At 71.3% G+C, this 12,202-nt stretch carries 14 protein-coding genes; 2 read left to right on the top strand and 12 right to left on the bottom strand.

Going from position 1 to position 12,202, the window contains the following annotated elements; genetic code table 11:
* Positions 1-5 precede the first annotated feature (5 nt).
* The 11 genes from ABD056_RS06870 to ABD056_RS06820 all read right to left on the bottom strand — a co-directional run bounded on the left by ABD056_RS06870 (position 6) and on the right by ABD056_RS06820 (position 8,950).
* A complete protein-coding gene (locus ABD056_RS06870) occupies positions 6-794 on the bottom strand; it encodes an exodeoxyribonuclease III (protein WP_343865689.1) in 789 nt (262 codons plus the stop codon).
* The gene (locus ABD056_RS06865; RefSeq protein WP_343865688.1) at positions 794-1,480 is read right to left on the bottom strand and encodes a fumarylacetoacetate hydrolase family protein; all 687 of its coding nucleotides are present in this window, start codon (positions 1,478-1,480) and stop codon (positions 794-796) included. Before ABD056_RS06865 ends, ABD056_RS06870 begins: the two co-directional genes overlap by 1 nt.
* Before the next feature lie 283 nt (positions 1,481-1,763).
* Entirely contained in the window at positions 1,764-2,423 is a 660-nt protein-coding gene (locus tag ABD056_RS06860) for a LolA family protein (RefSeq protein WP_343865686.1), read from the bottom strand.
* A 115-nt stretch (positions 2,424-2,538) separates the two neighbouring features.
* Positions 2,539-2,904: a helix-turn-helix domain-containing protein gene (locus ABD056_RS06855; RefSeq protein WP_343865684.1), complete on the bottom strand. Its 366-nt coding sequence runs from the start codon at positions 2,902-2,904 to the stop codon at positions 2,539-2,541.
* Positions 2,901-3,512 (bottom strand): Smr/MutS family protein, encoded by a 612-nt coding sequence (locus tag ABD056_RS06850; protein WP_343865682.1) that lies wholly within the window; start codon positions 3,510-3,512, stop codon positions 2,901-2,903. Before ABD056_RS06850 ends, ABD056_RS06855 begins: the two co-directional genes overlap by 4 nt.
* Positions 3,499-4,173, bottom strand: coding sequence for a LutC/YkgG family protein (locus ABD056_RS06845; protein WP_343865680.1), 675 nt, complete (start codon positions 4,171-4,173; stop codon positions 3,499-3,501). The genes ABD056_RS06850 and ABD056_RS06845 overlap by 14 nt, the downstream gene beginning before the upstream one ends.
* 31 nt (positions 4,174-4,204) lie before the next feature.
* Positions 4,205-4,693, bottom strand: a complete 489-nt coding sequence (locus tag ABD056_RS06840) for a hypothetical protein (RefSeq protein ID WP_343865678.1) — start codon at positions 4,691-4,693, stop codon at positions 4,205-4,207.
* Between the two features lie 3 nt (positions 4,694-4,696).
* Positions 4,697-6,121, bottom strand: a complete 1,425-nt coding sequence (locus ABD056_RS06835; protein WP_343865676.1) for a LutB/LldF family L-lactate oxidation iron-sulfur protein — start codon at positions 6,119-6,121, stop codon at positions 4,697-4,699.
* A gap of 14 nt (positions 6,122-6,135) precedes the next feature.
* Positions 6,136-6,918: a (Fe-S)-binding protein gene (locus ABD056_RS06830; protein WP_343865674.1), complete on the bottom strand. Its 783-nt coding sequence runs from the start codon at positions 6,916-6,918 to the stop codon at positions 6,136-6,138.
* 93 nt (positions 6,919-7,011) lie between these two features.
* Complete coding sequence (mltA, locus tag ABD056_RS06825; protein WP_343865672.1) at positions 7,012-8,235, bottom strand: murein transglycosylase A; 1,224 nt, start codon at positions 8,233-8,235, stop codon at positions 7,012-7,014.
* A gap of 10 nt (positions 8,236-8,245) precedes the next feature.
* The gene (locus tag ABD056_RS06820) at positions 8,246-8,950 is read right to left on the bottom strand and encodes a Tim44/TimA family putative adaptor protein (protein WP_343865670.1); all 705 of its coding nucleotides are present in this window, start codon (positions 8,948-8,950) and stop codon (positions 8,246-8,248) included.
* 155 nt (positions 8,951-9,105) lie between these two features.
* On the opposite strand from ABD056_RS06820, the gene ABD056_RS06815 reads away from it, so the two are divergent.
* Positions 9,106-9,642 (top strand): FxsA family protein, encoded by a 537-nt coding sequence (locus ABD056_RS06815; RefSeq protein WP_343865668.1) that lies wholly within the window; start codon positions 9,106-9,108, stop codon positions 9,640-9,642.
* A gap of 90 nt (positions 9,643-9,732) precedes the next feature.
* Positions 9,733-10,221, top strand: a complete 489-nt coding sequence (gene secB / locus ABD056_RS06810; RefSeq protein WP_343865666.1) for a protein-export chaperone SecB — start codon at positions 9,733-9,735, stop codon at positions 10,219-10,221.
* A gap of 177 nt (positions 10,222-10,398) precedes the next feature.
* Here secB and ABD056_RS06805 read toward each other — a convergent pair whose 3' ends face one another.
* Complete coding sequence (locus ABD056_RS06805; protein WP_343865665.1) at positions 10,399-12,054, bottom strand: SulP family inorganic anion transporter; 1,656 nt, start codon at positions 12,052-12,054, stop codon at positions 10,399-10,401.
* Between the last annotated feature and the right edge of the window lie 148 nt (positions 12,055-12,202).

Raw genomic sequence — 12,202 nt, 5'->3', positions numbered from 1 at the left:
CGCCGCTACTCCCGCAGCACCGCCGCCACCGGGGCGTGATCGCTGGGTTGGGGCCAGTCGCGGGCATCCACATGGACCTCCCAGCCGCACAGCCGGTCGGCGAGCGCCGGGGTGATCCACACGTGATCCAGGCGGCGGCCCTTGTTGGCGCCGCGCCAGTCGGCGGCGCGGTAGCTCCACCAGGTGAAGACGTGCTCGTCGGGCGGCACGAAGGCGCGGGTGGTGTCGATCCAGCCCAGCGTCTGCTGCAGCAGGGCGAGGCGGGTGGTCTCCATCGGCGTGTGGGTGACCACCTTCAGCAGCTTCCTGTGGTCCCACACGTCGGTCGGCAGCGGCGCGACGTTGAAGTCGCCGGCCAGCACCAGCGGGTCGCGCGGGCCGTAGGAGGCGGCGAACCACTCCGTCAGCTCGTCGAGGAAGCGCAGCTTGTTGGCGAACTTGGGGTTTTTCTCCGGGTCCGGCTCGTCGCCGCCGGCGGGGATGTAGAGGCTGTGGACCTCCATGCCGTCCACCTCGGCGATCAGGTGGCGGCAGTCGGGGCGGCCGCACCACGCCTGGGTGCGCACCTCGCGCAGCGGCCGCCGCGACAGGATGGCGACGCCGTTGTAGCCCTTCTGCCCGTGGCAGGCGACGTGCTCCCACCCGAGGCGCGTGAGCGCCTCGTGCGGGAACAGGTCGTCCGGGCACTTGGTTTCCTGCAGGCACACCACGTCGGGCGCCAGCTCGTCCGTCAGCCGCTCCACCAGGTCGAGCCGCAGGCGGACCGAGTTGACGTTCCAGGTGACGATCTTCATCAGGCCAGCGTCACCGTCAGCTCGCCGACGCCTTCGACGCTGGCGGTCATGGTCTGGCCGCGGGCGACGGCGCCGACGCCTTCCGGCGTGCCGGTGAAGATCAGGTCGCCGGGGCGCAGGATGACCAGGGTCGACAGGTAGGCGATCATCGCCGGCACCGACCAGATCATGTCCGACAGGTCGCCGCTCTGCCGCGTCACGCCGTCCACCGCCAGGGTGATGGCGCCGTCGGACGGATGGCCGCAGCGCGCTACCGGGCGGATGGCGGAGACCGGGGCGGAGGCGTCGAAGCCCTTGGCCATGTCCCACGGCTTGCCGCCCTTCTTGGCGGCCGCCTGCAGGTCGCGGCGGGTGAGGTCGATGCCGACGGCATAGCCGTACACGCAATCAAGCGCCGCCTCGGCGGCGATGTCGGCGCCACCCTTGGCCAGCGCCACCACCAGCTCCACCTCGTGGTGCAGGTCGGCGGTGGCCGGCGGATAGGGCACGGCCCCGCCCGGCGGCACCACCGCATCGGCCGGCTTGGTGAAGAAGAACGGCGGCTCGGCATTGGGGTCGGCGCCCATCTCGCGGGCATGGGCGGCGTAGTTGCGGCCGACGCAGAAGATGCGGCGGACGGGGAACAGGTCGTCGGTGCCTTCCACGGGAACGGCGGGAACGGCGGGGGCAGGAACGACGAAGGCCACGGTGCAGGTCTCCCGGTACGGGCTGAATGGGCCGGAAGTATAGCAGGAAGGCTGCCCGGAAAGGGAAGCGCCCGGTCCAGGGGGGGATCCGGACCGGGCGCAGGGCTCATCGAGCCGAGGGGAGAGATCTGGCAGGGGGGGCGCCAGATCCTCACCCGGAGGGCGAGGGGGGGAGACCCTCCGGGCAAGCGTGATGTGGGGAGATGCCCCCGGCTCGGCAAGACCTTCAGCGCAGATCAGCTATCACTTTTTTCATAGGCAAGCGGGCGCGCCGTGGCCCGCCTCACTTACGCCCCATGGGATTGAGGCGATCGCGCGATTCGCTGAACTGGAACAGGCTGCCGGGCAGGTCCATGCCGGTGCGGGCGTTGAACAGCGACACCGCCGTTTCCACGTTCTGGGCGTCGCGCACCCGCCACTGGCGCAGCTCGAACGGCTGTTCGGTGAACACCAGGGTGAGCATGCCGGCGCCCGGATCCTTGGTCTGCACCACGTCGATCTCGGCGACGTTGGAGGCGCGCCGCACGGCGGTGACGGTGATGTCGGGGTCGGCGAAGCTGACGTTGGGCCGCAGCAGCACGCCCACCGGCGTCTGGTCGAGGCCGAGGTAGCTCACCTGGTCCAGCTGCTGGTCGACGTAGATGAGATGGCGGCCGTTGGCGACCATCAGGATGGGCGCGTCCTCGTACTCCAGCCGCATGCGGCCGGGGCGGTGCATGAACACGTCGCCTTCCACCGAATGGCCGGTGGACGACAGCTGCAGGAAGCGCGCCTGCAGGGTGCCGATGCTGTTGATGTAGCGCTCCGCCTGCGACAGCACCTGCTGCTGGTCCGGCGTCGTCTGCGCCTTCACCACCGCGTCGGCGGCCGGCACCCCGGCGGCGCCGGCCAGGCCCACGGCGAGCACCGCCGCCGTCAGGATGCGCGAAAGAACTGTCTTCAAGCCATCGTCCTCCGTGGTGCCGCCGCCGCAGGCCGCGCGAGACGGGCGCCGGGCGGTGTTCCAGTATGCCTGCCCCTTGTAGCCGCCGACCATGGCGATCGTGGGGCGCAGTTCGTCAGCCGGAACGCCGTTTCGGCTCCAGTCGTTCCAGCATTTCCACCAGCGTCGCATCGTCCAGGTGGCGGATGCGGGCCGCCAGCCGGTTGACGAACTCGGTGGCGAGCGGGCTGAGGCCGCCGGTGTCGATGGTCACCTTGGGCAGCGACAGGGCGGCGAGGCGCTTCAGGTCCTCCGCCTCGTCCCAGATGAGCCCGAGCATGCCGCAGATCTGCATCACCAGCCCCGGCCCCGGCCGTCCGCGATGGCCGTGTTCCAGCGCCGACAGGTAGGCGGCGGTGACGCCCAGGTCGGCGGCCATGTCCTTGAGGGTGATGCCGCGCGCCTCGCGCAGTTCGCGCATGCGCTTGCCGAAGGGGGTCATGATGGCCGGTGCCGCTTGAGCAGGACGTAGAGCGCCCCCTCGCCGCCGTGCTGCGGCTGGGCGTGGACGAAGCTGAGGATGCGCTGGCGCAGGCCGGGATCGTTGAGCCACTGCGGCACCTTGCGCCGCAGCACGCCGCCGCCCTCGCCGCGTGAGCCCTTGCCGGTGACGACGATGACGCAGCGGTGGCCGTGGTCATGGGCGCGGGCGAGGAAGGCGCAGAGGGCGCGGTGGGCGCTTTCCTGGGTCATGCCGTGCAGGTCGAGGCGGCCGTCGATCTCCATCCGCCCGCGCACGAAGCGGCCGGCGGTGCGGCGGTCGATGCCGATGGTGTCGCCGTGGTTGAGGGCATGCGGCCGGCTGGCCGCCGCGGCGGGCGGCGGCGGGGGCGGCGCGGCTGCCGGGCGGCCTTTCGGCGCCGGCCGGGGGATCGGCGGCATGGGCGACGGCGGCGGCGGCTCCGGCTCCGGCGGCGGCGCGCCGGGCGGCACGTCGCGGCTGGCCTTGCGGGCGCGGCGGGGCGGCAGCGGCTCCGCGTCCTTCATGACGGCGCGCCACAGCTCCGCCTCTTCGGGCGTCAGGCTGCGGTGACGCCTAGGCCGCCTCATCGTCGATCAGCACGATATGCAGCCGGCGCGGCCCGTGGGCGCCCAGCTGGATGGTCTGTTCGATGTCGCCGGTGCGCGACGGGCCGGTGATCATGTTGACGGTGCGCGGCAGGGCGCCGGCCGCCCGCAGCCGGGCCCACATCTCTTCATAGCCGCCCACCACCTGGCTGGCGCGGATCACCACGATGTGGTTGTCGGGCAGGAAGTTGAGGCTGGTCGGGGTCTGGTTGCCCGACACCAGCACCAGCGTGCCGGTTTCCGCCACGCCGGCGAAGCAGGGGGTGACGCTGACCTGATCGGCCGGATGGGCGACGCCGCGCTTCACGGTCAGGGTGCCGTGCCCTTCCAGCCCGTCGACGGCGGCATCGGGGGCGGCCACCACCTCCGGCGCCAGATTGTGGGCGGCCAGCCACTGCGCCACCGCCGGCGCCAGGGCGGCGGCGCCGGGGATGCGATCGAGGCTGGCGGCGGCGGCCGTCGCCATGGTGACGAAACGCTCCACCAGCTCCTGCCGGCTGCCGGCGGCGCGGGCCGGCACCACGCCGGGGCGCGGCGCCGCCAGCCCGGCGTCGAGGGCGGCGCGGGTGTCCTCCGGCAGCTCGCCGCGACCGAGGGAGCGGCGGATGCGCGACAGGATGTGGGTGCGGGTGTCGCTGGTCATGCGGGACAGCCTCTCGGGATCGTCGGCGGTGTCAGGCGATGGACAGGCCGTGGTCGCCGGCCGGCTTCTCGGTGAAATAGCGGGAGGTGAAGGCGCGCCAGTCGCCATCCGGCGCGGCGCAGCCGATGCGCGGGTTGGCCGCCAGCTGCAGCACGATGCCGCCGAAGGCCCACAGCCGCATCCACGATCCGGCATCGCTCATCATCAGCGCCACCGCCCGCTTGTGGACGGTCTGGGCAGTCCACGGCCGCACGATCAGCACATAGATCAGCACCGCGAACACCAGCGCCACCGTCCCCACCAGCAGGCCGGCCAGGAACAGCAGCACCAGCGCCAGCAGCAGCATGGTCAGCAGCGGCACCACGTTGATCCACGGGCTGAACACCGGGCTGTCGGTGCGGTTGAGGCGCATGAAGTCGGTGTGGACGATCAGCCGGCCGTCGTCATAGGCCTCCTGCAGCCGTTCGTGCAGCACCACGTCGCGCTTGTTGGGCTTGGGGCGGGGGACGTCGAAGGCCATGCCTCAGCGGGCTCCTTTCTGCTGCCGCCGGTAGCGCTGCATGAAGGTCTCGCCTTCCGGCGCCGGCATGTCGCGCACCGCGGTCCACTCCCGCGCCAGGGGCAGCGAGGCTATGCGGCCGCGCTTGCCGCCCCACAGCGCCAGCCCGCGCGCCACCGCCGCCGTGTACCAGCGCCACAGGCGCGGGCGGGTGGCGAGCCAGGCATAGGCGTTCATGGCCTGGCGCACGCGCGGCGGTGCCAGATTGCGCTCGAACTCCTTCTCGCGCCAGTGGCGCAGCATCTTCGGCAGCGGGATGCGCATGGGGCACACCTGCTCGCACCGCCCGCACAGGGTGGAGGCGTGCGGCAGCGGCGCGGCGTTCTCGATGCCGATGAGGGCCGGCGTCAGCACGCTGCCCATGGGGCCGGGATAGACCCAACCATAGGCATGGCCGCCGACGGCGCCGTAGACCGGGCAGTGGTTCATGCAGGCGGCGCAGCGGATGCACCGCAGCATGTCCTGGAACTCGGTGCCGAGCATGCCGGAGCGGCCGTTGTCCAGCAGCACGACGTGGAATTCCTCCGGCCCGTCGCGGTCCTCCGGCCGGCGCGGGCCGGTGGAGAAGGTGGTGTAGCTGCTCATCTCCTGCCCGGTGGCGGAGCGGGCGAGCAGGCGCAGCACCGTGCAGGCGTCGTCCAGCGTCGGCACGATCTTCTCGATGCTGGCGAGCACGATGTGGGTGCGCGGCAGCAGCTGGGTGAGGTCGCCGTTGCCCTCGTTGGTGACGATGACCGTCGAGCCGGTCTCGGCGATCAGCATGTTGGCGCCGGTGATGCCGACGTCGGCCTGGATGAACTGGCCGCGCAGCACGTCGCGGGCCTCGTCCAGCAGCTGGCGCGGCTCGCTCAGGGGGCGGTCAGCCGGGTACTGCTTGTGGGTCTCGCGGAAGGCGTCGGCCACCATCTCCTTCGACACGTGGATGGCCGGGGCGATGATGTGGCTGGGCGGTTCGTGGCGCAGCTGGATGATGTATTCGCCAAGGTCGGTCTCGACCGGAACGATGCCCTTCTCTTCCAGGAAGTGGTTGAGGGCGATCTCCTCGGCGATCATCGACTTGCCCTTGGTGACCGTCTTCGCACCCTTGTCGCGGCAGATGCGCAGGATGGTCTGGCGCGCTTCCTCGGCGTCGCGGCACCAGTGGACGTGACCGCCCTGTTCGACCACCCGCTCCTCGAACCGCATCAGGTAGTGGTCGAGGTTTTCCAGCACGTGGTTCTTGAGGTCGCGGCCGGCATCGCGCAGGGCCTCGAACTCCGGCAGCTTGGCGATGGCGGCGGCGCGCTTTTCGCGGAAGCCGACCTTCATGGTCGACAGCGCCTTCTTCAGCTTCTCGTCGGCGATGGCGTCGTGGGCGTTCTGCTTGAACCGGTGCGACGTGGCGTTCATGGCGGCTTTCTCCGTCAGCGGTCGTCGCCGATGGCGGGGGTGTCCGCCATGCCGGCCAGCACTTCCGTCACATGCCGCGCCTTGACGCGATGGCCCAGGCGCTTGGCCTTGCCCGCCATGTTGAGCAGGCATCCCACCTCGCCGGCGATCAGGGTGCCGGCGCCGGTGGTGTCCACATCGGTCACCTTGTCGGTCACCATGCGGTCGGAGATTTCGCCGTACTTGACGCAGAAGGTGCCGCCGAAGCCACAGCATTCCTCCGGCCGCTGCATCTCCACCAGCTCCAGCCCCTCCACCTTGGCCAGCAGCGCCCGCGGCTGCGCCTTGATGCCGAGCTGGCGCAGCCCCGAACAGCTGTCGTGGTATGTGGCGCTGTCGCGGTAGCTCGCCCGGACGTCGTTCCAGCCCATGATATCGGTCAGGAAGCTGGTGATTTCAAAGGTCTTGGCCGCCAGCTGCTCCGCCTTCGGGCCGTAGACCGGGTCGCCCTGGAAGACGTCGGGGTAGTAACGGATCATGCCGGCGCAGCTGCCCGACGGCAGCACCACGTAATCGAAGCCGACGAAGGCGTCGATCAGCGGCCGCGCCACCCGTTTGGTCGCCTCGCGGTCGCCGGTGTTCCACGACGGCTGGCCGCAGCAGGTCTGGCACTCCGGCACGGTGACGCGACAGCCGGCCTTTTCCAGCAGCGACAGGGTGGCGAAGCCGACGGTCGGGCGGTAGACGTCCACCAGACAGGTGACGAACAGGCCGACGTGCGGGCTGTCGGGGCGGCGGGCGGCGGCGAGGTCGGACATGCGGCTGCGATACCTTGTGGTCGGGAACGTCGCGGCAGGACGGCCGGCGAGTCGCCCAAGGATGCGGTCTCGCGCGCCGCCTGACAAGAAAACTCAGGACCGCGCCGCCACCGGCAGCAGAACGAAGTAGCGGCCGGTGCTCTTCATGCGGCCGGCATGGGCCAGCGCGCCCTCGCCGGTGCCCCAGAAGAAATCGCCGCGCACCTGCCCCTTGATGGCCGAGCCGACATCCTGCGCCACCATCAGGCGCTGCAGCGGCCGGCCGTCGGGGTCGACCGCATCCAGCCACAGCGGCGCCCCCATGGGCATGAAGCGGGTGTCGACGGCCATGGAGCGCAGCGGCGTCAGCGGCACGCCCTGGGCGCCGATGGGGCCGGCGCCGTCGTTGCGGCGGAAGAAGATGTAGCGCGGGTTCTGGCGCATGTAGTCGGCCGCCACCTGCGGGTTGGCCTTCAGCCAGGCGCGGATGTGCTGCATGCTGCCCTGCCCCGGCGGCAGCACCCCGGCATCGAGCAGGATGCGGCCGAGGCCGACGAACTTCCAGCCGTTGTTGCCGGCGTAGGACAGGCGGGTGGTAGTGCCGTCGGGCAGCACCACGCGGCCGCTGCCCTGGATGTGCAGGACGTGCAGGTCGACGGCGTCGTCGGTCCACATCACCACCGGCGCGGCGGCGCCGGCGGCACCGGTTTCCAGGGCGGCGCGGTCGTGGTAGCGCACCAGCTTGCCGCCGTCGACGCGCCCGACCAGGGTCTGCGCCGGCAGGCTGTCGTCGAAGGCGCGCAGGTTGACCGACACCAGATCGGACGGCACGCCGTGGACGGGGATCTGATAGCGCCCCTGACGCACCGGCGAGCCGCGCAGCTCCGCCTCGTAATAGCCGGTGAAGGTGCCGTCGCGGCTGCCGGTGGCGGCATCGGCGACGGCGAAGGGGGCGAACCAGGTGGTCAGCACCTGCCGCAGCCGCACGCCGGCGCCGGCCGGCACCGCCAGCAGGGCGGCGCAGGCATCGCGCCAGGCGGCGGCGCCGGGGAAGGCGGCGCGGGCATCTTCGGTCAGAAACTCGGGCGCGGCGGGGTAGCTGTTGCCCCGCGCCATGCGGTCGCAGGAGGACCGCAGCGCCGGCATGGCCTCGTCCAGCCGGTCGGCCTGCCAGCCGGGCAGCGCCTGGAAGCTGGTGCGCTCCAGGCTCGCCCGCGGCACCTCCGGCGTGGGGGCCGGCGGCGGCTCCTCGCCGCAGGCGGTGAGCAGCAGGGCGAGGGCGGCGCCGGCGGCAAGCCGGCGCACCGCCGTGGTCAGACGGACCGGGGACAGGCGCATGGGGCGACGATCACTCGGGGGCGGTGGTGGCGACGAGCTGCCAGTTGGGATCGGGGCTGCCGGTGTCGCGGGCGAAGGTCCACACGTCGGTGACGTCGATGCCTTCCTTCTCGTGCCCGTCGATGACGGTGCCGGAGGCATCGCGCAGCACGTTGATCTGCTCGCTCTGGAACAGCACCGTCACCACGGCGTCGCGGCCGCGCATAGCAGCATCGCGCATCTCCAGCCGCTTGATGCCGAGGATGCGGGCTTCGCGGCTGTGGCCGGCGGCGCGGTCGGCATCGATGGCGGCGGCGAAGTTGCGGTAGACCTCGTCGGCCAGCAGCGGCCGCAGGGCATCCTTGTCACCCTGGGCGAAGGACTCGACGATCATCTCGAAGGCGGCGCGGGCGCCGCGCAGGAAGCCGTTGGGCTCGAACGACGGATCGGCCGCATTGATGGCGCGGATGCCGGGCTCGACCGGCGTGCCGGCGTAGGGCCCGAGGTCGAGATCCTCCTCCTGCGGCGCCGGCTTGCGGCCCGGCAGCTCGATCACGTTGCCGCGATCGTCCGTGGTCGGGCCCTGCCGCTTGGCGGCGTAGCGTTGCTCCGCCTGCTGGCGGCGCATCTCCTCGTCGCCGGTGCGCCGGCCGAGCACGCTCCGCAGGCGCAGGATGAGGAACCCGGCGACCAGGGCCAGGAAGATGATGTCGACGAACTGGAATCCTTCGTTCATCAGTCGGCTGCCGCTCCACCCCAGGGCTGGACCAGCCCCCTCCGCTACGCTACATGGAAAAGGCAGGACGGACAAAGCAATCCGCCTGCCGGACACCAGGAGGGGGCCTACACTCGTTCCCCCGTAAATAAGCCGTGAGGGGGCAAAGGGCAAGCATGCCACTCATCATTCTGGGCCTGTTCATCGCGGTTCCGATCATCGAGATCGCGGTTTTCATCCAGGTCGGCGGGTTGATCGGGCTGTGGCCGACCATCGCCATCGTCGTCGCCACCGCCTTTGCCGGCACCTTCCTGCTGCGCCAGCAGGGCCTTGCCACCCTCGGCCGGGCGCAGGAGGCGATGGCCCGCGGCGAGATGCCCCTGCGCGAGGTGTTCGACGGCGCCTGCCTGCTGGTGGCCGGCGTGCTGCTGCTGACGCCGGGCTTCGTGACCGACACCGTCGGGCTGCTGCTGTTCCTGCCGCCGGTGCGGGCGTGGCTGCGCAAGGGCGTGGTGCCGGCGCTGGTGAAGTCGGGCCGCGTGCACTATTCCGCCACCTTCACCGGCGACTTCGCCGAGCGCCCCTCCGCCCCGCCGCGCCGCCCCTACGAGATCGAGGGCGAGTTCCGCGAGGTCGACGAGACGCCGCCGCCTGCCGGCGACGATCAGGGCGACGGCTCCCTGCCGCCGCGGCCCGGTCCGCCGCGCCCCTGACCGCCGGCAAATGCGCCGGGCGGAGCGGTTGCCAGTCGCCCGGCGGCGTGCTAGCCCTGTGCCCGAACCCAAGACCCAGGGAGTGTTCCGATGACCGAAGGTAACGGCGCCAACGGCGCCAACGGTGCCCAGTCCGCTCAGCCGCAGGAAGGCCGCATCGGCCTTGCCATCGCCGGCCAGTACATCAAGGACATGTCCTTCGAGGTGCCGGGCGCGCCGGAAATCTTCAGCCAGATGCAGAAGGCGCCGGAGATTCCCATCGCCGTCGACGTGCGCGTGCGCCAGCTGGGCGGCAACCACTTCGAGGTCACCCTGCACTTCGACATCAAGGCCAACGTCGACGGCAAGCCGGGCTTCGTGATGGAACTGGTCTACGGCGCGGTGGTGCAGGCGACGGCGCCGCAGGAACACCTGCAGCCGCTGCTGATGATCGAGGCGCCGCGCCTGATGTTCCCGTTCTGCCGCAACATCATCGCCGACATCACCCGCGACGGCGGCTTCCCGCCGCTGATGCTGCAGCCGATCGACTTCGTGCAGCTGTACCGCGAGCGCGTCCAGGCCGCCCAGCAGCAGGGTTGAGTTTTTTTGTCCCTCAGGCGCCGGGCGCGCGCTCGTCGCGCGCTTGGCTCCCGCGGCATAAGCCGCGCGGCGCGGTCGCGCCGGCCAGCTTGCAGGGCAAGCTGGGGGATGGCCCCGGGAAGGGCGACGGGCATAGGAAAACCGGCGGTGGGGGAAGCCTCGCCGCCGGTTTTTTGCTCAGCGGCCGGCGCGCAGCAGGGCGGTGGCTTCGGCGATGGCGGTCGGGGTGTCGGGGGTGAAGCCCAGGTGGTCGTCCTCGCGGAAGCCCAGTTCGGCCAGCACCTGCCGCGGCTGCGGCTGCACGTTCGACAGGATGACGCGGGTGCCGTGCCCGCGGCAGCGGTGCAGGAACTCCTGCAGGGCGTGGCCGCCGGTGGCGTCGATCAGCGGCACCAGGCGCATGCGCAGGATGAACACCCGCGGCGGCCGCCGCAGCTTGTCGAGCACGTCCCCCAGCTTGGCGGCGGCGCCGAAGAAGAACGGGCCGGAGATCTGGTAGACCTCGATCCCCTCCGGCAGCGGCTCGTAGTCCGGCGTGCGCGGGCGGGTGAAGTCGTCCTCGTCGTCGTCGATGAGGTGGGTGTGGGTCTGCACCTCCACCGCGTTGGCCATGCGGTGCATGAACAGCATGGCCGCCAGCACCACGCCGACCTCGATGGCGACGGTCAGGTCGACCATCACCGTCAGCCCGAAGGTCAGCAGCAGCACCACCCGGTCGCCCATGGGCGCCTTCATGAGGTGGCGGACGTGCTTCACCTCGCTCATGTTCCAGGCCACGATCACGAGCACGGCGGCGAGGCTCGCCAGCGGCACGAAGGCGGCCAGCGGCGCCAGCGCCAGCACGAACACCAGCAGGAACACCGCATGGGCCATGCCGGCCACCGGCGTGCGGGCGCCGGAGCGGACGTTGGTGGCGGTGCGGGCGATGGCGCCGGTGGCGGGCATGCCGCCGAACAGGGCGGAGCCGATGTTGGCCACCCCCTGCGCCACCAGCTCGCAGTTGGAGCGGTGCTTGCGGCCGGTCATGCCGTCGGCCACCACCGCCGACAGCAGGCTTTCGATGCCGGCCAGGAAGGCGATGGTGAAGGCCGACGGGCTCAGGTCCACCAGCCGCTGCCAGGTGATTTCGGGGAACACCGGCGTCGGCAGGGTGGTCGGGATGCCGCCGAAGCGCGAGCCGATGGTATCCACCGGCAGCCCGACGAGGGCCACCGCCAGCGACCCCGCCACCACGGCGATGAGGAAGATCGGCAGCCCCGGCTTGAGCCGCCGGATGACCAGGATCAGCGCCAGCGACCCGAAGGCGACCGCCATGGTGGCGGCGTCGGCGGTGGGCAGCGCCTGGGCATAGGCGGCCACCTTCGACAGGAAGTCGGCCGGCACCGTGTCCATGGTCAGGCCGAGCAGGTCCTTGATCTGGCTGGTGAAGATGATGACGGCGATGCCGGCGGTGAAGCCTGTCACCACCGGGTAGGGCACGTACTTGATGTACGTCCCGATGCGGCCGTAGCCCAGCACCACCAGCATGGCGCCGGCCATGAGGGTGGCGAGCACGAGGCCGTCATAGCCGTGCTCGGCGATGACGTTGAACACCACCACCACGAAGGCGCCGGTCGGGCCGCCGATCTGGTAGCGGCTGCCGCCCAGGGCGGAGATCAGGAAGCCGGCGACGATAGCGGTCACCAGCCCCTTGTCGGGCGTGGTGCCGGAGGCGATGGCCAGCGCCATGGCCAGCGGCAGGGCGACGATGGCGACGGTCAGGCCGGCGATCAGGTCGGCGCGCAGATCGCCGAAGCCGTAGCCCTGGCGCAGGGCCGTAATCAGCTTGGGCACGAACAGATGCCACTCGCGCCGCGGCGCCGCCGCATCCGGGGACGGTGAGGAAGCCAGGGACCGATCGGGCATGCCGGGGAGCCACCGAGGGAGGCGCGGACGGCCGAACCTGCGCCCGCTCGACGGAAAGCTTACGCACCCGCCGGCT

The sequence above is a fragment of the Caenispirillum bisanense genome, assembly GCF_039523075.1.
GTDB classification, from domain to species: domain Bacteria; phylum Pseudomonadota; class Alphaproteobacteria; order Rhodospirillales; family Rhodospirillaceae; genus Caenispirillum; species Caenispirillum bisanense.
The sequence above is the reverse complement of the archived record's forward strand: the minus strand, read 5'-3'. Positions and strand labels throughout refer to the sequence as shown.